The organism is Limimaricola sp., from assembly GCF_016125575.1.
Lineage (GTDB): Bacteria > Pseudomonadota > Alphaproteobacteria > Rhodobacterales > Rhodobacteraceae > WGLM01.
Genome location: NZ_WGLM01000001.1, coordinates 194,077 through 214,180, shown reverse-complemented (window position 1 = coordinate 214,180; position 20,104 = coordinate 194,077). Strand labels below are relative to the sequence as shown.

Below are 20,104 nucleotides of genomic sequence, written 5' to 3'. Positions count from 1 at the left end.
CACATGATCGAAGACTCTCCCATGACCCCGCAGGACGCGCTCGTCGCGCTGATGATCGCGGTCTCCGCCTCGGACGAGGACATCCGCACCGCCGAGCTTCTGGAAATCACCAACCAGATGAACAACCTGCCGATCTTTGCCAGCTACGACATGGCGCGCGTGACCCGTGTCTCCAAGATGGTCTTCGACCTGCTGGAACAGGAAGACGGGCTGGATGCCCTGTTCGGCCTCGTGCGCGACGCGCTTCCTGCCAAGCTGAACGAGACGGCCTATGCCTTTGCCTGCGATGTCGCCGCCGCCGATGGCAACGTCACCGCGGCCGAGAACCGGATGCTCGAGGAAATCCGCGATGAACTGGCCATCGACCGGCTCAGCGCGGCGGCGATCGAACGCGGCGCCCGCGCCCGGCACATGACGCTTTAAAGCGCGCTCCAGCCCCGCAGAAGCGTCTGCTCCAGTCGTCGGGCCCGCCCGGTCCAGCTGCGCACGCCCGGCGGCACCTCGTTGTCGCTTTCGCCCAGCGCCGCGCGCGCCTGCATATCGGCCGAGAAAATCGCAAAGGCCATCGATTTGCCGCGCGAGGTCTGCATGTAGCCGGCAAGGTTGCTGACGTAATTCAACGTGCCGGTCTTGGCCAGAACGCGTGCCGGCTGCTGGCTCAAGGCGCGCCCGCGCTCGTCAAGCAGCGTGATCGGCTTGAGCAGCGGCGTCAGCTTGTCGGCCACGCCCTGCCCGCTCAGCACCGCGACCATCCCACTGGGCGAAATGCGCGAGGCCGCGCCCAGCCCCGAATGGTCAACAAAATGCGCGCTCACGCCAAGGGCCGAGGCGAGCCATGCCGTCATCGCCGCCGCCGACTCCTCGGTCGAGCCGATGCGCCCGTTGCGCGCCACGCTCGCCGACAGCCCAACCAGTTCGGCGGTGACGTTGGTCGAATATTTCAGCATGTCGTGAAGGATCTGCGTCAAAGGCGCACTTTGATGGGTAACAAGGGCCGTGCCCTGTGGCCGATTGCGCATCGACACTGGCGCGCCCAGCGTGATCCCCTGCGCATGGGCCAATGTTCTAAACACGTCCGCCGCATACGCGCCCGGCTCGCGCACCGGAAGCCAACGCCCCCCGCTGTTGCTGAGCGATGCGCGCGCGATCGTCCATCGCTCCACCCCGCCCTCCTGACGATAGGTGTAGGGGGGCCAGCCGGCATCGACCACGTCGATTCTTGCCATGTTGACCTGCGGGCGCAGCCTGTCGCTGCGCGCATCCAGCGTCAGCGCAAAGCGCGAACCGCTACGGTTCCACGAGAAATAAACGCGGTTGAAGTTGAGGTTAAGTCCCGACAGGGCCGGATTGTAGCTGAGTTGCGGCAACTGGCCGTCGTCGATCGCCGCGCGGGCGGGCAGCGCCCCCTCCCAATAGCCGAAGCGCCCCCTGACCTGCCGCACGCCCGCGGCCTTCAGATCGGCGGCCATCGCGGCAAGATCATCGGTGTTAAGCGTCGGATCACCCCCACCCGCAAGGATCAGGTCGCCCTGTAGGACGCCGCCCTCGACCGGCCCGGTCGCGATCAGCGTCGTGGCAAAGCGGGCCGCCGCGCCCAGCGCATCAAGCGCGTAAAGTGTTGTCACCGTCTTGGCCACGCTGGCCGGCGGGCGGGCGGTATCAGGATCAAGGCTGCCCAGTGTCCCGCCGGTGCCAAGCCCCTCCAGCATCACCCCGACCTTGCCGGCTAGGCCGGCCGCCGCAACCGCCTGCGCAATATCGGGACCAAGCGCTGGGGCACCATAGACCGGATCGCGCGCCCGCGGCCGGATCGAGCGCAGCGGTGCATCGGCCCAGACCGGCGCGGCCGCACCTGCAGCCGTGGCCAGCAGCCCCGCAAGGGCTGCGCGCCGTGTCAGCATCCCCGCCATTCCCACTCGCAAATCATCCGATCCATCCGCATCCTAGCGTGGTTTCCACAAACGCGGCAACGGCTTGCCCGCCGGCCGGTAAGCAAATCACGGTGCGCCCTGCGGTGGCACCCAGCGGCCCGCAGCACGGATCGCGCTGGAGGACATGTCCGAAAGCGGCAGATCGACATAGGCCCATGCCGGCGCCGAGGCTCGGCCAAGCTTGCGCAGGTCCGCCCCGCTCAGCCGGTCACGCCTGTAAACCCGCGCAGCCTTGGACAGCCGCGCCGAGATCCGCTCGCCCGGCCGCGCCAACACGCCCACCGGCACCCGCTGCATGATCTCGCGCCAGTGCTGCCAGCGGTGAAACTGCACCAGGTTATCGGCCCCCATCAGCCAGACAAAACGAACGCCCGGATAATGCGCCTGCAGTGCGGCAATGGTCTCGGCGGTAAATCGCGTGCCCAGCCGCGCCTCGATATCGGTGACCGTGACACGCGGATGACGCATCATCGCGCGCGCCGCGGCAAGCCGCGCGGCAAGTGGCGCCGGCCCTCGCGGTTTCAGCGGATTGCCCGGACTGACCATCCACCAGACCCGGTCAAGGCCGAACCGTTTCAGCGCCTCGCGGGTGATGTGGACATGCCCGTCATGTGGCGGATCGAACGATCCCCCCAGTAGGCCCACGACCTGCCCGCGGCCCGCCTGCGGAAATCCCTGCACCACGTCCGTCCCTTCGTTTCAAGGCACGTAACGCATGAAGGCGAAACGCGACCCGTCCGGCGCCCAGCATGGCACGTTGAGGCTGCCCTGCCCACCAAAGAGCGTCAGGATATCGCGCGCGGTCCCACCTGCCGCCGGCATCAGCCGCAGCCGCACCTGCAGGTCCGCCGGATGCCCTTTCGTGCCCGGCGGAAAGGCCAGCCACAGCACGTCATCGCCCAGCGGCGCAGGGTGCGGGAACCAGTCCACCTCCGCGCCCTCGGTCATCCGTTCCATGTCGCGGCCATCGGGCCGCACGCGCCAAAGGTCTACCGCGCCGTCCTTTTCGCCGTTAAACCAGATCCACTGGCCGTCCGGCGTGTAATCCGGCCCGTCGACATGGTCGAAGCCCGGCGTCAGAAGCCGCTCGTCCGACCCGTCCAGCGCGCAGTTGTAAAGCAGGATCGGCCCGCCGTCGCGCGCGCCGACATAGGCCAGCCGCGCCCCGTCGGGCGACCAGCCATGAAACCAGCTGGGCACCTTCGGCGTCACCCGCCGCGGCACCCCGCCGCCGACGGGCAGGATGTAGATGCAGGACGCGCCCGTCTCGGTCTTGTCCGAGATCGCCAGCCACGCACCGTCCGGCGAAAGGCCGTGATCGTTGTTGCACCCCGTGGCAAAGCCGGTGTCGATCCGATCCAGCCGCGGCGCGTCCAGCGGGACGCGGTAAAGCAGCCCGTCGCCATTGACGATCAGGTAGCCCTCCGGGTGCCAGTTCGGCGCCTCGATCCGTCCCTCGTGGCGCAGGACAACGCGCACGTCGCCCTCACGATTCGCGGTGCAAAGTTCGCTGATCATGCGCCACCGTCCGCTGGAAGATAGTCGAAACGCGCAAACCGCGCCTCGGCCGCCTGCCCCGTCACGTCGAACGCGACCATGCCCACGAAGGCCCCGGTGAACGAGGCGTGTTCGCCCTTTCCGCCCTCGTCCGAGACCACGCTTGCGTCCAGCTCCGGCCCCAGAGCCTGCCAGTCGCCGCCCTGCCGCCACCAGAACTGCTGCCGCGCGCCATTAACCGTCACCCGCACCTCGACCGGCCCGTCCTCCAGCGGCACGGGTGCCGCGGGCCATGTCAGCCGCTCGCCCGGCCAGTCGCCCGCGCAGGACATGACCACCAGCACCCGTCCCGTCCCGGCCTCGTGCGTCACCAGCGTCGCGTGAAACTTGTGCCGGTTGTAATAGGTCGTCAGCCCTGCCGCCTGCTGGTAAGTCTCGGGCGTGAAATCCACCGTGGTTTCCGCCGTATAGACTTGGTCCTCCTGCCGCCGGGCGACCAGCGCCTGTTCGAACCACGAGCCGATGCTTTCGCGCCCGATCAGCACCAGCGCGTCCGGCTCCATGCGAAAGATGCGGTCAGGCTCGGGGGTGCGCAGCCACTGAAACTCGTCCGGCAGCGCGCCCGAAAACTGCCGCCGCACCGGCCCGCGCGGGGCGGGTACGATATCCACCGGCGCGGGCACCGCGGCCCGCGGCACCTGACCGCCCGCGGCAAGGTAAAGCCAGCCATCGCGCCAGACCACCTCTTCCAGCCCGCTTTCGCGCCCCGTGGCGCAGAACGGCTTGCCATCCGGCCCCGGCAGCGGCCGCCCCATCAGGAAGGAATGGTAATGCCGGCCCCAATGCGTCTCGACATATTGGCCATGCCCGGTGCGCTGGATCGGCCCGTCACTGCCCGCAGCACAGATGACATGCGCCTCGGGGTGCACCTCGTAAGGCCCGCGAATGTCGCGCGAGCGCGCCAGCGTAACCGCGTGGTCATAACCGGTGCCGCCCTCGGCGGTGGTCAGGTAGTAATAGCCCTCCCGCTTGAAGAGGTGCGGCGCCTCGGTCAGCCCGCGCGGACTGCCGTTGAAGATGTTGGTCACCGGCCCGATCAGCCCCCGTTCGGGCGACCATTCCTGCAACAGGATGCCGTCGAAGGCATCATGCGCGGGGTTCGCCCCCGACCCCTTGCCGCGATGGTTCCAGCGCATGTTGACGAACCACTTGCGCCCGTCATCGTCGTGGAACAGCGAGGGGTCGAAGCCGCTGGAATTGACATACCACGGGTCCGACCAGACCCCGTCCACCGTCTCGCAACGGGTGATGTAGTTATGCGCGTCCTTGAACGCGCCATCCAGCCGCTTGACGTCGGTATAGACCAGCCAGAACGCGGTGCCGTCATGGCTCAGGCAGGGTGCCCAGATGCCGCAACTGTCAGGATTACCGCGCATGTCCAGAAGGGCCGCCCGGTTCAGCGGCCGCGCCACCAGCCGCCAGTTCACCAGGTCGCGCGAATGAAAGATCTGCACGCCCGGATACCACTCGAAGGTCGAGGTCGCGAGGTAGTAATCCTCGCCTACGCGGCAGAAGGACGGGTCGGGGTTGAACCCCGGCAGGACCGGATTGCGGATCATGAACGTCTCCCTTCGATTGTCTTGCGCACCACCCAGCGGTGCAGCCCGATCTTGCGGATGGGCGCGAAACCCGCCCGTTCGAATAGCCCCAGCATGCCGCCCCACAGGAACCCGGCCGCGGTCTTCTGCCCCTCCAGCGCCTCGGGATAGGCTTCGACCACGCCGCCGCCCTCCCGCGCGATCTCCGCCAGCGCCGCCTCCAACGCCCGCGCCGCCACGCCCTGCCGGCGATGCGCCTTGTCGACGAAAAAGCACGTGATGCGCCAGTCCGGCAGCGGATCGTCCCCGCGCCCCGCCTCGTAGGCCCGTCTGGCCTTGATCGCGGGCAATTCCGCTACCCGGCCGAACTGCGCCCAGCCGATGCAGTCCGCGCCGTCAAACACCAGCCCCGCATGGCTGCGCCCCTCGGCAACCAGCCTCTCCTTCAGCGCGCGCCGCTCGGCAAAACTGCCACCCTTGGTGCCCGCGTGAAAGGCCAGGCACCAGCACCCGCCGAACACGCCGCCGTGGCGCTCGATCAGGGCGGCATATCCCGGCCAAGTCGCCGGGCTCAACGCGTCCGTGGAGAGTCTCGATGCGCTCAATCCCCCCCGATCCCCCTTCTTCTGGCCCTAAATACTCCCGGGGTCCGGGGCGGAGCCCCGAGGCAAGGGCCGCTCACGCCGTCACGCATCCGACGACCGGGCCCAGAGGTTGATCTGCTCCTCGTCGGCATACTTGTCGATTTCCGCCAATTCTTCGGCGGTGAAATCCAGATTGCGCACCGCACCCGCACAATCCTCAACCTGTGACGGTTTCGAGGCGCCGATCAACGCGCTGGTGATGCCGCCCTCGCGCAGTACCCAAGCAATCGCCATCTGCGCCAGCGTCTGGCCCCTTGCTTGGGCGATCTCGTTCAGTTTCGCGATATGGGCCAGCGCGCGGTCCGACAGCATCGCCTTGTCCAGCGACTTGTCCTGCGCCGCGCGGCTGTCCTTCGGGATGCCGCCAAGGTATTTCGTCGTCAGCATCCCCTGCGCCAGCGGCGTGAACGCGATCGAGCCGACGCCCAGCTCGGCCAGCGTCTCCTTCAGCCCGTCCCGCTCGACCCAGCGGTTGAGCATGTTGTAGCTCGGCTGGTGGATCAGGCAGGGCGTGCCCAGATCCTTCAGGATCGCCACCGCCTGCCGCGTGCGTTCGGAATTGTAGCTGGAAATCCCGGCATAAAGCGCGCGGCCCGACCGCACGATGTAATCCAGCGCCCCCATCGTCTCTTCCAGCGGCGTGTCGGGGTCGAAGCGGTGGGAATAGAAGATGTCGACGTAATCAAGGCCCATCCGTTTCAGGCTCTGGTCGCAGGAGGCCACCAGGTATTTCCGGCTGCCCCATTCGCCGTATGGCCCATCCCACATCAGGTAGCCGGCCTTGGAGCTGATGATCAGCTCGTCGCGGTAGCCGCGGAAATCGGTCCGCAGGATCTCGCCGAACGCCTCCTCGGCGCTGCCGGGCGGCGGGCCGTAGTTGTTGGCCAGGTCGAAGTGGGTGATGCCGAGGTCAAAGGCCGTGCGGCAGATCTCACGCTTGGTGGCGTGCGGCATGTCGTGGCCGAAATTGTGCCACAGGCCCAGGCTGATCGCCGGCAGCTTCACCCCCGAGGCCCCGCAGCGGCGATAGACCATCTTCTCGTAGCGGTCGGCGGCGGGGCGGTAGGTCATGGCGGACTCCTAAATCGTTTACGCTTCGGTCGCCGCAGTCAAACCGCGAAAGCGGGCGGCTGTCAAATGCCGGTCCCGCAGCCGATTGCCCCTGCCGCCCGGCCCCGGTATTGAGGCCGCAACCCGCGACGACAGGAGTTTCCGATGGCTGCTTACCAATACGTCTATTTCATGGACGGCGTGTCCAAGACCTACCCCGGCGGCAAGAAGGTGTTCGAGAACATCCGGCTGAATTTCCTGCCCGGCGTGAAGATCGGCGTCGTGGGGGTCAACGGCTCGGGGAAATCCTCGCTGATGCGGATCATGGCCGGTCAGGACAAGGATTTCCAGGGCGAGGCCTGGGCCGCCGAGGGCGCACGCGTGGGCTACCTGCCGCAGGAACCCGAACTCGACCCCAAGCTGAACGTACGCGAGAACGTCATGCTGGGCGTGGCCGCCAAGAAGGCGATTCTTGACCGCTACAACGAACTTGCCATGAACTATTCCGACGAGACCGCCGACGAAATGGCAAAGTTGCAGGACGAGATCGACGCGCAGAACCTGTGGGATCTCGACGCGCAGATCGATGTCAGCCTCGAGGCGCTGCGCTGCCCGCCCGACGATGCCGATGTCACCACCCTGTCGGGCGGTGAAAAACGGCGTGTGGCCCTGTGCAAGCTGCTGCTGGAGGCGCCCGACATGCTGCTTCTGGACGAACCCACCAACCACCTTGATGCCGAGACCATCGCGTGGCTGCAGCAGCACCTTGTCGACTACAAGGGGACGATCCTGATCGTCACCCACGACCGCTACTTCCTCGACGCGATCACCGGCTGGATCCTCGAGTTGGACCGGGGCGCGGGCATCCCGCACGAGGGCAACTATTCCAGCTGGCTCGAGGCCAAAGCCAAGCGGTTGGAGCGCGAGGCGAAGGACGACAAGTCGCGCCAGAAGACACTTGAGCGCGAACTGGAGTGGATGCGGCAGGGCGCCAAGGCGCGGCAGGCCAAGTCCAAGGCGCGGATCGCCGCCTATAACGAGATGGCCGGCCAGTCGGAGCGCGAGAAGATGGGTCGCGCCCAGATCATCATCCCGCACGGGCCACGCCTTGGCGGCAAGGTCATTTCCGTCGAGGGCCTGAAAAAACACATGGGCGACAAGCTGTTGATCGAAGACCTCAGCTTCGACCTGCCGCCGGGCGGCATCGTCGGCGTGATCGGCCCCAACGGGGCGGGCAAATCCACCCTCTTCGGCATGCTGACAGGCCAGATCGAACCCGACGCCGGCACGATCAGCTACGGCGAGACGGCCAAGCTGGCCTATGTCGACCAAAGCCGCGACGCGCTCGATCCCAAGGCGACCGTGTGGGAAGAGATCAGCGGCGGCGCCGAACTGATCGAACTGGGCGATGCCACGATGAACAGCCGTGCCTATTGCTCGGCCTTCAACTTCAAGGGCGGCGACCAGCAGAAAAAGGTGGGCCTTCTGTCGGGCGGCGAGCGCAACCGCGTCCACATGGCCAAGCTGCTGAAATCGGGCGGCAACGTGCTGCTCCTCGACGAACCGACCAACGACCTCGATGTCGAAACCTTGCGCGCGCTGGAAGATGCGCTGGTCGATTTCGCGGGCTGCGCGGTGGTGATCAGCCACGACCGCTTCTTCCTCGACCGCATCTGCACCCACATCCTCGCCTTCGAGGGCGACGCTCATGTCGAATGGTTCCAAGGCAACTTCGAGGATTACGAGGAAGACAAGAAACGCCGGCTGGGCGCCGACGCGCTGGAGCCCAAGCGCGTGAAGTTCAAGAAGTTCGTGCGGTAAGACGCCAAAGGCGATCGTCGACCCCTGCCCGGCGAACACGCCGGGCAGGGCTGCCATCTCAACTGAAAGTCGGGGACGGATGGCCATTCAGTCAACGTCAACCGAATACGCCTAAACCCCCACCCACCCGGCAATCTGCGCCGCGTTGCCCGCGCCCGATTGCCGCTTCACCTCGCGTCCGCCCTGGAACTTCACCATCGTCGGGATTGCGCGGATGTTGTATTTCATTCCCGCCCCCTGGTCGGCCTCGGTGTTAAGTTTCACAAGCCGCGCCTTGCCGGCCAGCGTGCCGGCCGCCTTGGCAAACTCGGGCGCCATCATCCGGCATGGGCCGCACCACGGCGCCCAGAAATCCACCACCAGCGGCAAGTCGTCGTTGCGCGCGGCCTTCTCCAGCGTGGACAGGTCCACCTCCACCGCCTTGTCGGTCACCAGCTTGGCCCCGCAGACCGCGCATTTCGGCCCGGATGACAGCTTTTCGCCCGGCACCCGGTTCACCTGCCCGCAGTCGAGGCATGTCAGTTTCAGTCCCGCCATCATCAGCCTCCATAAAACATTTCCATTCAGATATGTTTTCGGGCCCTGTCGCTCAAGAGGGCGCTGGACAGCGTGAGACACGGCGCTAAGACCGCATCATGGTCATCGAACATCTCACTGTCCGCGTCCCGCTGTCCTTGCAGGCCGCCTATCTTGCCAATGATGCCGCGATCTGGACGGCAACGCTGGCCGCCCAGCCGGGTTTCATCAGCAAGGAAACCTGGCGCGATGCGGCGACGCCAGAGATGCTGCACCTGATTATCCGCTGGGCCAGCCGAGACCAGTGGAAGGCCGTTCCGCGGGCCACGCTTGAGGCGACCGAATCAGCCTTCGCCGCGGCGCTCGGCCAGTCGATCCCGATCCAGTCTTGCACTGATCTCGACGTGCTGACACCCGTCGCCTGATTGCGACCAGACCACGATTTATCTTGCTTTTCGCAGCCTCTGCCCCCATACGACCCGCGCAGACGTTATCTCCATCGACCACTGATCACCTTCCAAGGCACCAGTCATTCGATTTTGCACTGACGACGCCAGGCTGCCGCACTTCCGCGGGCAGCAACATGAGAAGGAAGATCACGATGGCTACCGGCACCGTGAAATGGTTCAACGCTACCAAGGGCTTCGGCTTCATCGCCCCCGATGGTGGCAAGAAGGACGTGTTCGTCCACATCTCCGCCGTCGAGCGGTCGGGCCTCACCGGCCTGAAGGACGACCAGAAGGTCACCTTCGACGTCGAAGCCGGCCGTGACGGCCGCGAATCGGCTGTCAATCTGTCGCTGGCCTAAGGCCCGTCAGGAAAATACGACCCGCGCGGGGCATGTCTCCGCGCGGATCACGCGCAATCAATGAATCTTGATTTTGCGCCGATTCGTGCTCATACTTATGGGCGCGACGTTACCTCTATCGACCACCTGTCTCCTTATCGGCCCAGTCAATCGATCAGCACTGACGAGCCGGTCCGCTGCATCCCGCGAGCGGAGTTAAGAAGGAAACTGGACATGGCGACGGGTACCGTCAAATGGTTCAACACCACCAAGGGTTACGGCTTCATTGCGCCTGATGGCGGCAAGAAGGACGTTTTCGTGCATATCTCGGCTGTCGAGCGGTCGGGCCTGACCGGCCTGAAGGACAACCAGAAGGTCACGTTTGACATCGAGGCCGGACGCGACGGCCGTGAATCGGCGGTCAACCTGAAACTGGCCTGAGGCCGTTTCGACTGATCCCGACGGGCCCGGCCCTCGGGCCCGTCATTTTCCCACGCTTTGAACCAGCGCCAGCACCGCCGGGCCAATGGCTGCGACGTTGTCGGCCACGCCCTGCTTGTTAGGGTGGATGCCGTCGGCTTGCATCAGCGGTCCGGCCTTGGCCATGCTGCCGGCCGCCTCTTCGATGCCCTTGAAGAAATCGGGGTAGAGCGGGACGTGGTATTTCGCGGCAAGCTCGGTGAACATCCCGTCGAAGGCCGCTTTGTAGTCGGGCCCGTAATTGCCGACCCCGGGCAGGCCCACCAGCAGAACCTTGACGCCCGCCGCCTGCGCCTTGGCCAGGATGCCGTCTAGGTTGGCCTTGCTGACCGAGGGCTCGATCCCGCGCAGCAGGTCGTTGCCGCCCAGCGCCACGATCATCGCCTGCACGTCCGGCGTCAGGGTCCAATCCACGCGGCTGAGGCCGCCGGCCGTGGTATCGCCCGAAACGCCCGCGTTGATTAGCTTCACATCGGCGCCGTGGGCATCGAGCCATGCCTGCAATTGCGGCACGAACCCGTCCTGTTGCGGCAGGCCGAAGCCCTGCGTCAGGCTGTCGCCCAGCGCCGCCACGGTCACGGTTTCGGCATGTGCCGCGCCCGCTGCCAGCAGCAGCGCCAAACTCAGGTTGCGCAATCCCCGGACCGCCCCATATCCAGTTGACCGGGCCCCGGCCCGGACCAGAACGGAGGCAGCCCGCATGACCGACGCAATCCTCACCCTGACCGACGCACGCCTGTCGCTGAAGGGCAATGCCGGCACGGTGGACATCCTGCACGGCATCACGCTGTCGGTGAAGGCGGGCGAAAGCCTTGGGCTGATCGGGCCAAGCGGGTCGGGCAAGTCGTCTCTCCTCATGCTGATGGGCGGTCTCGAACAGGCCACCGGCGGAACCGTCACTGCGCTGGGCCAGGACCTGACGCGAATGAACGAGGACGCGCTGGCGCGCTTCCGCCGTGACAATATGGGGGTGGTGTTCCAATCCTTCCACCTCATCCCGACGATGACCGCACTGGAAAACGTGGCAACCCCGCTGGAACTGGCCGGCAAGCCCGACGCCTTCGACCGCGCACGCGAGGAACTGGCCGCCGTTGGCCTCGGCCACCGGGCCGACCATTACCCCGGCCAGCTTTCGGGCGGCGAACAGCAACGCGTGGCGCTGGCCCGCGCCGCGGCGCCCCGGCCCCGCATCCTGCTGGCCGACGAGCCGACCGGCAACCTCGACGAGGCCAATGGTGCGGCGATCATCGACCTGCTTTTCGGCCTGCGCGACCGGCACGGCGCCACGCTGATCATGGTCACCCACGCGCCCGACCTTGCCCGCCGCTGCGACCGGGTGATCCGGCTGCGCGACGGCCGCATCGACGGCGAAGACGCCCGCGCCGAGGCTGCGGAATGAGCCTTGGCCTGGCCGCCCGCTTGGCCCGGCGCGAATTGCGCGGGGGCCTGAAGGGCTTCCGCATTTTCCTCGCCTGCCTTGCGCTGGGTGTCGCGGCCATCGCCGGCGTCGGTTCGGTCCGCAGCGCCATCGAGGCGGGCCTGACCCAGCAGGGCGCTACACTTCTGGGCGGCGATGCGCAGGCCGAATTCACTTATCGCTTTGCCACCGATGCCGAGAAGGCATTCCTGCATTCGGTCGCCACCAAGGTCTCGGAAACGGTCGATTTCCGTTCGATGGCCGTGGTCGGCAGCGGTGACACCGCCCAGCGCGGCCTAACGCAGGTCCGCGCCGTGGATGACGCCTATCCGCTGATCGGCAAGGTCACGCTCGACCCTGCCATGCCGCTGGCGACCGCCCTGGCCGGGAAGGATGGCCTGCCCGGCGCGGTCGTGGAAAAGGCACTGACCGACCGTCTGGGCCTTGCCCCCGGCGATACGTTCAAACTTGGCACGCAAACCTTTGTTCTCAGCGCGATCCTTACGCATTACCCGGACAACGCGGCGGGCGGTTTCGGCCTTGGCCCGCGTATGATCGTGCTGACGCGCGATCTTGCCAATTCCGGCCTGATCCAGCCCGGAACCCTGTATTCGACAGATTACCGCCTGCTGGTGCCGCCCGGCACAGACCTCGCCAAGCTCAAGGTCCGTGCCGAAAAGCTCTACCGTGACGCCGGGATGCGCTGGTCGGACGCGCGCCACGGCGCGCCTGGAACTGCGCGTTTCGTCGACAGGATGGGGTCATTTCTTATCCTCGTGGGCCTTTGCGGGCTGGCGGTGGGCGGCGTGGGCGTCTCGGCGGCGGTACGTACCTATCTTGCGGGCAAGACCGGCGTTATCGCCACGCTCAAGACGCTGGGCGCCACGCGCGCGACGATCTTTCAGACCTATTTCCTGCAGATCGGCGCGCTGACGCTTCTTGGTATCGCGCTGGGTGTTGTGATCGGCGGCGCGCTGCCGCTTGTCTTCGCCCCTGCCATCGCTGCGGCCCTACCAATTCCGGCCGATTTCAGCCTTTACCCCGCGCCGCTGGCCGAGGCGGCGCTTTATGGCCTGCTGTCGGCGCTGATCTTCACGCTCTGGCCGCTGGCCCGCACCGACGAGATCCGCGCGGCAACGCTCTTTCGCGACGCCTCCGCCAGCGGCCGCGCCCTGCCCGCGCCGCGCTACCTGGTCGCCACCGCGCTTCTCCTCGCGGCTCTGCTGGGGGCAGCGGCGGCATTGTCGGGCGCGGTAATGCTGACGCTCTGGACCGCCGCAGGCGTGGCGGGTGCGCTGGTCGTTCTTGCGCTGGCCGCGATCGTGATCCGCACGCTGGCCCGGCGCGGCGGTCGCGCCGCGCGCGGCCGGCCCGCCCTGCGCCTCGCGCTCGGCGCCATCGGCGCCCGCGGGGGCGAGGCGGTGCCGGTCGTTCTGTCGCTGGGTCTTGGCCTTGCGGTGCTGGCCAGCATCGGTCAGATCGACGGCAACCTGCGCCGCGCCTTTTCGGCCGATCTGCCGAAGGTCGCGCCGTCTTACTTCTTCGTCGACATCCAGCCCGACCAGATCGACGGCTTCCGCCAGAAACTGGCCGACAACCCGGCAGTGTCCAAGGTCGACGCCGCCCCGATGCTGCGCGGCATCATCACCAAGATCAACGGGATCGACGCCCAGACCTTTGCCCACGGGCACTGGGTGGTGCAGGGCGACCGCGGCGTCACCTATTCCACCGATCTGCCGCCCAACACCACGCTGACCGAGGGCAAGTGGTGGCCCGCCGACTACAACGGCCCCCCGCTGATGAGCTTTTCGGCAGCCGAGGCGAAAGAGATCGGGCTGAAACTGGGCGATACCGTCACCGTCAACATCCTTGGCCGCGACATTACCGCGACCATCTCCAGCTTCCGCGAGGTGCATTTCGAAAGCGCGGGCATCGGGTTCGTGATGTCGATGGACCCGGCGGCGCTGCGCGGCGCGCCCCATAGCTGGATCGCCACCGTCTATTGCACGCCCGAGGCCGAGGGGCCGATCCTGCGCGAACTGGCCAGCGCCTATCCCAACATCACCGCGATCCGCATCCGCGATGCCATCGCGCAGGCGATGGTCTTGGTCGGCGGCATCAGCTCGGCCGTCCGCTACGGGGCACTTGCCACGCTGCTGACCGGATTTCTGGTGCTCATCGGGGCCGCGGCGGCGGGCGAACAGGCCCGCACCTACGAGGCGGCCGTGCTCAAGACGCTGGGGGCCACGCGGCCGCGCATCCTCGCCTCATTCGCGTTGCGGTCGGGGCTGCTGGGGCTGGCGGCGGGGCTGGTCGCGCTGGGGGCGGGCGTGCTGGGCGGCTGGGCCGTGCTGCATTTCGTGATGGAGACCGATTTCACAGTCATCTGGGGCAATGCGCTGACCGTCATCCTCGGCGGCATCGCGGCCTCGATGCTGGCGGGCCTTGGCTTTGCCCTGCGCGCCATGGCCGTGCGCCCGGCGCAGGCACTGCGGGGGCGCGAATGACGGGTCCGCTATTTTTCGGCTATGGCAGCTTGGTGAACCTTGCCACGCATGACTACCACGATCCGCGCCCGGCCACCTTGCGCGGCTGGCGGCGGGTATGGCGGCATACCAGCCTGCGCGATGTCGCGTTCCTGTCGGTCGAACCCCACGCCGAAACGGTGATCGACGGCATCGTCGCCCGCGTCCCTGGCGCGGACTGGGCCGCACTCGACGCGCGCGAACACGCCTATGTCCGCCGCGATGTCAGCCACGCCGTCAGCCACGATGCCCCGCCCGCGCCCGTCGCCGTTTACGAAGTGGCAGAGGGTAATATCGCGCCACCTTCGGCCAGCGGTCCGCTGATCCTCAGCTATATCGACACCGTCGTGCAGGGCTTCCTTCAGGTCCACGGCGAAGCGGGCGCGGTGCGTTTCTTTGCCACCACCGCCGGATGGGACGCGCCGGTGATCGACGACCGCGCCGCGCCGCGCTATCCGCGTCACCGCCGCCTCGGCAGCGCCGAGCGCGACCTTGTCGACCATCACCTCTCGATGCTTGGCTGCGCGGTCGTCCGGGCCTGATCCGCCGCTCAGAGGTGCGGCTTGACCTGCAGGAGCGGCATGACATCGGCCATCTCCGGCCCGCTGTCGCGGCCGGTCACCGCCTTGCGCAGCGGCATGAAGAGGCCCCGGCCCTTGCGGCCCGTCGCCTCTTTCACCGCCTGCGTCCAGGTGCCCCAGGTCTCGGCGCCATAGGGCGGCTCGCCCAGCAGGCCCAGCGCCTGGGCCACGAAATCGGCATCTTCGGGGGCCACCTCGGCCTTCACGCCCTTGGAAAACAGCTCCCACCACGGCGCCATGTCGTCGAGGAAGGTGATGTTGCCCTTCACCGTGTCCCAGAACCGTTCGGCCAGCGCATCCGGCACGCCCAGCGCCGCGATCCGGTCCGCCACCGCGGCAAACGGCAGCGCCGCATTGTAGCGGGCGGTCAGGGGTTCCAGGTCGGCCGGGTCGAACTTGGTCGGTGCCGACCCGAAATGGCCCAGCACGAAGCCATCGACCACCTCCTGCACCGTCTGGCGCATCTCGACCGGGTCGCTCGACCCCAGCCGCGCCATCAGGCTGAGAACCGCCATCGGCGCGATGCCCTTGGCCCGCATGTCGCGCAGCGCCAGCGCGCCGATCCGCTTGGACAGCTTCTCGCCATCGGGGCCGGTCAGCAGCGAATGGTGGGCAAAGCGCGGCACGGTACCGCCCAGCGCCTTGATGATCTGGATCTGCGTCGCGGTGTTGGTCACATGGTCGCCGCCGCGCACGATGTCGGTAATCCCCATCTCCACGTCATCGACGACCGAAGCGAAGGTATAAAGGACCTGCCCGTCCTCCTTGAACAGCACCGGATCGCTGACGCTGGCGGCGTCGATGGAAATCGGGCCAAGGATGCCGTCCTCCCACTCGATCCGCTCAAGGTCGAGCTTGAAACGCCAGTGGCTGGGCCGCTCGGCGCGCAGCTTGTCCTTCTCGGCCTCCGACAGGGCCAGCGCGGCGCGGTCATAGACCGGCGGCTTGCCCATGTTCAGTTGCTTCTTGCGCTTGAGGTCCAGCTCCACCGGCGTCTCGAAGCATTCGTAAACGCGCCCCTCGGCCACCAGCCGCGCCTTTGCCTCGGCGTAGCGGTCCAGCCGCAGCGACTGCCGCTCAATCCGGTCCCAGGTCAGGCCCAGCCATTGCAGGTCGGCCTTCAGCCCCTCGACGTATTCTTCCTTCGACCGCTCGGGGTCAGTGTCGTCGATGCGCAGGATGAACTGGCCGCCGTTCTGGCGCGCGATGGCATAGTTGAAAAGCGCCGCGCGCAGGTTGCCGATATGGATCCAGCCGGTAGGGGACGGGGCGAAACGGGTCGTTGTCATGGCGCTCTCCTGTTCGCGCTTGGCTCTTTCACACCGGCCCGGTTTTGTCCATATCAGGGCCATGAGCAGCACCGATCCCAGCCCCGAAGACATCCTGCGCATCGCCGAGGCGACCGTCGCGGCCTTTCCGCCGCAATTTCGCGGCCATGCCGTGATGGTCGAGATCGTGGTCGAGGACCTGATCCCCGACGAGATGCTGGAAGAGGGCGAAGACCCTTGGGACATCACCGGCCTCTATACCGGCGTGCCGCTGACCCATAAGCGTTACGACGACATCCCCGACGGCCCCGATACCGTCTGGCTGTTCCGTGCGCCGATCCTAGAGGAACTGCAGGACAGGCCCGGCGTCACGCTGGACGAACTGGTGGCCCATGTCACCGTGCATGAATTCGCCCACCACTTCGGTTGGTCGGACGACCAGATCGCCGCCATCGACCAGTGGTGGACCTGAGCGAAAGCGCACAAGTCCCCGTGCATCCGTGAAGGCCGCAGTCGCGCCGCCGTCACCTACCTCTTAAGAACTGTAACCCGTTCCTAATGAGGAGACGACCATGACACTGACCCGCCGACAGGCCCTTCTGTCCGGTGCCGCCCTGCCTTTGGCCGCCACCCTGTCCACTGTTGCAACCCCGGCCGCAGCCGCGTCTACCTCGGCCTCGCTGCCGCAATTTCGCGATTTCACGCTGGGCGAATTCCGCGTAACCACCCTGCTGTCTGGCTCGCGCGCGGTGCCCGAACCACACAAGATCTTTGGCCTGAACGTCGATGACGCGACCTTCGCCGAGGTCAGCCAGCAGGCCTTCCTGCCCGCCGACGTGGCGCAGTTCTTCTTCACCCCGACTGTCGTAGATACCGGAGCCGAGAAAATCCTCTTCGATACCGGCCCGGCCGCCGAAGGCACCATCGCCGCGCTGGCCGCCGCGGGCTACACGCCCGACCAGATCACCCATGTCGTGCTGACCCATATGCACGGCGACCACATCGGCGGCCTGACCGATGCCAACGGCGCCGAGACCTTCGCCAATGCCGCCTACATCACCGGCCAGACCGAGTATGACGCCTGGGCCGCGATGAACGACGACGGCTTCGAGGCCAAGGTGCGCCCCCTGGCCGACAAGATGACCTTCATCGGCGACATGACCGATGTGCGCCCCGGCATCACGGGCATGAACGCCTTCGGCCACACGCCGGGCCACATGGTGTTCATGCTGGAAAGCGGCGGCAAACAGTTGCTGCTGACCGCCGACCTTGCCAATCACTACGTCTATTCGCTGGCCCACCCGACCTGGGAGGTCAGCTTTGACGCGGACAAGGCAATGGCGGCGCAATCGCGCCAGAAGATGCTGGGCATGCTCGCCGCCGACCGCGTGCCGATGATCGGTTACCACATGCCCTTCCCCGGCGCCGGCTTTGTCGAGGCCGCGGGTGAGGGTTTCCGCTTCGTACCGCAAAGCTATCAGTTGATGCTCTAGCCCTGTTGGCATCGGCGGGCCGTCCTGTAAGGTAGCGCTAACAGCAATACCGTGACGATTCCGCCGATGCACCCGATCCTGACCATTACGCTCAATCCCGCGCTCGATATCGCGACCTCTGTCGGCCATGTCGAGCCGGGGGTGAAACTACGCTGCAGCGCACCGCAGATCGATCCGGGCGGCGGCGGTATCAACGTGGCCCGCGCCATCCACCAGCTTGGCGGAGGGGTGCGGGCCTTCGTGGCGCTTGGCGGTGATACCGGCGAACGGTTAGAGCGTATGCTGCGCGATGGCGGCCTTGATCCGGTCGTGCATCCCGCGCCAGGTGAAACGCGGCAAAGCCTCGCCGTGACCGATCTGGGCCTGAACGACCAGTTCCGTTTCATGCTGCCCGGCCCTGTCTGGGCGCCGGCAGATATTGATGCGGCTGCTGCCGCAATCGTGGCCGTTGCACCCTCTGACGGCTTTGTCGTGCTCAGTGGCAGCGGCCCCTCCGGCGCCCAGCCCGATCTTTACGCCCGCCTCTGCGCCGATCTGCGCGCCACCGGAACCAAGGTCATCGTCGATACCTCCGGCCCGGCGCTTGCCTATCTCGCCCGTGGACAGGATGCGCATCCACTGGTCCTGCGCATGGACCAGGAAGAGGCCGAGGGGCTGGCCCTGCGCGCCCTTCCCCGTCGTGCCGACAGCGCCGCCTTTGCGGCCGACCTCGTCGCACGTGGCGCGGCAGAGATCGTGATCGTGGCACGCGGGGCCGAAGGGTCGGTCCTCGTCACGCGTGACATGCAGGTCCACGTCGTCGCCGCCAAGGTGCAGGTTGTCAGCAAGGTCGGCGCGGGTGACACCTTTGTCGGTGCCTTCACCCGCGCGCTCGCGATGGATCTGCCGCTGGAAGAGGCGCTTGCCCACGGGTCTGCCGCTGCCAGCGCCGCAGTGATGACCGAAGGGACCGAACTGTGCCGGGCCGAGGATTTCGAAGCCCTCCTGCCGCAGTGCATCGTGGCGCCGATCTGACGGCGCCTACTCGGCGCTGACCGGCGGGCGGCCCGTCTGCCCGTCCAACTGCGGGGCAGGAAGCCGCCAGACCAGCAACGACACCAGCAGGAATACCGCCGTGTTGAAGATCAACGCGGTATCGAGCGCCAGCGTGAAAACGGGATGCGGATCGCCACCGCCCGCCATGCCGCCACGCAATGTCGAGAAGAACAATTCGCCCATGATGGCCACGCCCAGCGCGCCGCCCACCTGCTGGAACGCCTGCAGCGCACCCGAAGCCGAGCCCGTATCGCGGCCATGAACATTGGCCAGAACCGTCTGGAACAGCGGCGAGATCGAGGTGCCAAGGCCGATCCCCGCAAGCACCAGCGGCAGCATCAGCGCAACCCGCGAGAACGGCTCGCCCGCGCCCGGCAACACAAAGCGCAGCGCGATCATGCCGGCCGTCAGGCACAATGCGCCCACCATGATCCGTTCGCGCGGCCAGCGGATGCCCAGCCGCCCCGACGCGAGCGAGGCCAACAGCACGCCGACCGAGAAGGGCATCGTCGTCAGGCCCGATTGCAGCGGGGTCAGCCCGTTGCCCACTTGCAGGAAGATCGCAAGCACCAGAAAGAAACCCGGCACGCCGCCGAAAATCAGCATCACCAAACCACTGCCCATCAGGTAGTCGCGGTTGGCCAGCAGGCTGACCGGCAAAAGTTGGGCCCCGTCGCGCGACGCCTGCCGCCGTTCCCACCACAGGAACAGACCCGCCATCACCAGCGCACCCGCCATCATCACGAAGCACCACACCGGCCATCCCAGTTGGCGCCCCTCGATCAGCGGGAAAAGAACCATCAGCAGCGCCGCACCGGCCAGCGCAATACCGACAAAGTCAAGCTTCAGCCCTGCATGACCCGGAATCTTGGGCACGTAGCGCATGGCAGCCAGCACTGCGATCACGCCGACCGGCAGGTTGACCAGAAAGATTGGCCGCCAGTCCAGACCCCAGAGATTGGCGCCGATCAGGAACCCACCCAGCACCGGCCCCGTGACCGAGGCCAACCCGGCCGACAGACCGAAAAGCGCGAACGCCATGCCGCGTTCTTTCGGCGGAAAAATCACCGGCACGATGGCCAGCGTCTGCGGCGTCATCATCGCACCGCCAATACCTTGCAGCACGCGCGAAGCCACCAGCGCCTCGATTGTCGGGGCCATGCCGCAGGCGGCCGAGCCCACCGTGAAGACGATGACGCCCGCAACGAACATCACCCGCCGTCCGATCACGTCGCCCAGCCGCCCCGACGGCAGCAGAAACAGCGCGAACGTCAGGATGTAGATCGCCACGACCCATTCGATCTGGCTGTCGGTTGCGCCGAACGCATTTTGCATCGACGGCAGCGCGACGTTGACGATCGTCACGTCGATCAGGTTCATGAAACCCGCCACCAGCAATGCTGCCATGGCGATCCAGCGTCCGGGCAACAGGTCGTCGTGATGCGAATCGGTCATCGGGGG

Annotated in this window: 21 protein-coding genes; 11 read left to right on the top strand and 10 right to left on the bottom strand. The window is 66.7% G+C overall.

Features of this window, described 5'->3' with window-relative positions; genetic code table 11:
* The first annotated feature begins 3 nt into the window (after window positions 1-3).
* Window positions 4-423: a tellurite resistance TerB family protein gene (locus GC146_RS01185; protein ID WP_291833193.1), complete on the top strand. Its 420-nt coding sequence runs from the start codon at window positions 4-6 to the stop codon at window positions 421-423.
* On the opposite strand, the gene dacB is transcribed toward GC146_RS01185, so the two are convergent.
* From dacB to mgrA, 6 genes are all read right to left on the bottom strand, one after another.
* Window positions 420-1,910, bottom strand: a complete 1,491-nt coding sequence (dacB, locus tag GC146_RS01180) for a D-alanyl-D-alanine carboxypeptidase/D-alanyl-D-alanine-endopeptidase (RefSeq protein ID WP_291833189.1) — start codon at window positions 1,908-1,910, stop codon at window positions 420-422. The genes GC146_RS01185 and dacB overlap by 4 nt on opposite strands.
* 87 nt (window positions 1,911-1,997) lie before the next feature.
* Window positions 1,998-2,615 carry a nicotinate-nucleotide adenylyltransferase gene (locus GC146_RS01175; protein WP_291833186.1) on the bottom strand — a complete coding sequence of 206 codons (618 nt, stop codon included), beginning with the start codon at window positions 2,613-2,615 and terminating at the stop codon, window positions 1,998-2,000.
* A 15-nt stretch (window positions 2,616-2,630) separates the two neighbouring features.
* Window positions 2,631-3,449 carry a hypothetical protein gene (locus GC146_RS01170; RefSeq protein ID WP_291833183.1) on the bottom strand — a complete coding sequence of 273 codons (819 nt, stop codon included), beginning with the start codon at window positions 3,447-3,449 and terminating at the stop codon, window positions 2,631-2,633.
* Window positions 3,446-5,047, bottom strand: a complete 1,602-nt coding sequence (locus tag GC146_RS01165; protein WP_291833180.1) for a glycoside hydrolase family 43 protein — start codon at window positions 5,045-5,047, stop codon at window positions 3,446-3,448. The genes GC146_RS01170 and GC146_RS01165 overlap by 4 nt, the downstream gene beginning before the upstream one ends.
* Window positions 5,044-5,601, bottom strand: coding sequence for a GNAT family N-acetyltransferase (locus GC146_RS01160; RefSeq protein WP_291833177.1), 558 nt, complete (start codon window positions 5,599-5,601; stop codon window positions 5,044-5,046). The genes GC146_RS01165 and GC146_RS01160 overlap by 4 nt, the downstream gene beginning before the upstream one ends.
* Before the next feature lie 111 nt (window positions 5,602-5,712).
* Complete coding sequence (gene mgrA, locus GC146_RS01155) at window positions 5,713-6,741, bottom strand: L-glyceraldehyde 3-phosphate reductase (RefSeq protein ID WP_291833176.1); 1,029 nt, start codon at window positions 6,739-6,741, stop codon at window positions 5,713-5,715.
* 144 nt (window positions 6,742-6,885) lie between these two features.
* Here mgrA and ettA point away from each other — a divergent pair, with 144 nt between their 5' ends.
* Complete coding sequence (gene ettA / locus GC146_RS01150; protein ID WP_291833174.1) at window positions 6,886-8,541, top strand: energy-dependent translational throttle protein EttA; 1,656 nt, start codon at window positions 6,886-6,888, stop codon at window positions 8,539-8,541.
* 111 nt (window positions 8,542-8,652) lie between these two features.
* On the opposite strand, the gene trxC is transcribed toward ettA, so the two are convergent.
* The gene (gene trxC / locus GC146_RS01145; RefSeq protein ID WP_291833172.1) at window positions 8,653-9,078 is read right to left on the bottom strand and encodes a thioredoxin TrxC; all 426 of its coding nucleotides are present in this window, start codon (window positions 9,076-9,078) and stop codon (window positions 8,653-8,655) included.
* A gap of 98 nt (window positions 9,079-9,176) precedes the next feature.
* Here trxC and GC146_RS01140 point away from each other — a divergent pair, with 98 nt between their 5' ends.
* From GC146_RS01140 to GC146_RS01130, 3 genes are all read left to right on the top strand, one after another.
* On the top strand, window positions 9,177-9,482 hold the full coding sequence (locus GC146_RS01140) for a TIGR03792 family protein (protein ID WP_291833170.1): 306 nt from the start codon (window positions 9,177-9,179) through the stop codon (window positions 9,480-9,482).
* Window positions 9,483-9,658: 176 nt separating this feature from the next.
* Window positions 9,659-9,865: a cold-shock protein gene (locus tag GC146_RS01135; protein WP_291833167.1), complete on the top strand. Its 207-nt coding sequence runs from the start codon at window positions 9,659-9,661 to the stop codon at window positions 9,863-9,865.
* A gap of 213 nt (window positions 9,866-10,078) precedes the next feature.
* Window positions 10,079-10,285, top strand: a complete 207-nt coding sequence (locus tag GC146_RS01130; RefSeq protein WP_291833165.1) for a cold-shock protein — start codon at window positions 10,079-10,081, stop codon at window positions 10,283-10,285.
* 42 nt (window positions 10,286-10,327) lie between these two features.
* On the opposite strand, the gene GC146_RS01125 is transcribed toward GC146_RS01130, so the two are convergent.
* Window positions 10,328-11,026 (bottom strand): arylesterase, encoded by a 699-nt coding sequence (locus tag GC146_RS01125; RefSeq protein WP_291833161.1) that lies wholly within the window; start codon window positions 11,024-11,026, stop codon window positions 10,328-10,330.
* On the opposite strand from GC146_RS01125, the gene GC146_RS01120 reads away from it, so the two are divergent.
* The 3 genes from GC146_RS01120 to GC146_RS01110 are packed head-to-tail and all read left to right on the top strand — an operon-like array spanning window position 11,025 to window position 14,808.
* Window positions 11,025-11,723 carry an ATP-binding cassette domain-containing protein gene (locus GC146_RS01120; protein ID WP_291833158.1) on the top strand — a complete coding sequence of 233 codons (699 nt, stop codon included), beginning with the start codon at window positions 11,025-11,027 and terminating at the stop codon, window positions 11,721-11,723. The genes GC146_RS01125 and GC146_RS01120 overlap by 2 nt on opposite strands.
* The gene (locus GC146_RS01115; RefSeq protein WP_291833155.1) at window positions 11,720-14,248 is read left to right on the top strand and encodes an FtsX-like permease family protein; all 2,529 of its coding nucleotides are present in this window, start codon (window positions 11,720-11,722) and stop codon (window positions 14,246-14,248) included. Before GC146_RS01120 ends, GC146_RS01115 begins: the two co-directional genes overlap by 4 nt.
* Window positions 14,245-14,808: a gamma-glutamylcyclotransferase family protein gene (locus GC146_RS01110; RefSeq protein WP_291833152.1), complete on the top strand. Its 564-nt coding sequence runs from the start codon at window positions 14,245-14,247 to the stop codon at window positions 14,806-14,808. Before GC146_RS01115 ends, GC146_RS01110 begins: the two co-directional genes overlap by 4 nt.
* 8 nt (window positions 14,809-14,816) lie before the next feature.
* Here the strand turns inward: GC146_RS01110 and gltX are convergent, their stop codons facing one another.
* Window positions 14,817-16,136, bottom strand: a complete 1,320-nt coding sequence (gene gltX / locus GC146_RS01105; RefSeq protein WP_291833149.1) for a glutamate--tRNA ligase — start codon at window positions 16,134-16,136, stop codon at window positions 14,817-14,819.
* A gap of 61 nt (window positions 16,137-16,197) precedes the next feature.
* Here gltX and GC146_RS01100 point away from each other — a divergent pair, with 61 nt between their 5' ends.
* The 3 genes from GC146_RS01100 to GC146_RS01090 all read left to right on the top strand — a co-directional run bounded on the left by GC146_RS01100 (window position 16,198) and on the right by GC146_RS01090 (window position 18,622).
* Complete coding sequence (locus GC146_RS01100; protein ID WP_291833146.1) at window positions 16,198-16,587, top strand: metallopeptidase family protein; 390 nt, start codon at window positions 16,198-16,200, stop codon at window positions 16,585-16,587.
* A 100-nt stretch (window positions 16,588-16,687) separates the two neighbouring features.
* A complete protein-coding gene (locus tag GC146_RS01095) occupies window positions 16,688-17,608 on the top strand; it encodes an MBL fold metallo-hydrolase (RefSeq protein WP_291833143.1) in 921 nt (306 codons plus the stop codon).
* A gap of 66 nt (window positions 17,609-17,674) precedes the next feature.
* Entirely contained in the window at window positions 17,675-18,622 is a 948-nt protein-coding gene (locus GC146_RS01090) for a 1-phosphofructokinase family hexose kinase (protein WP_291833140.1), read from the top strand.
* 6 nt (window positions 18,623-18,628) lie between these two features.
* Here GC146_RS01090 and GC146_RS01085 read toward each other — a convergent pair whose 3' ends face one another.
* Window positions 18,629-20,098 (bottom strand): MFS transporter, encoded by a 1,470-nt coding sequence (locus GC146_RS01085; protein WP_291833137.1) that lies wholly within the window; start codon window positions 20,096-20,098, stop codon window positions 18,629-18,631.
* Window positions 20,099-20,104 lie beyond the last annotated feature (6 nt).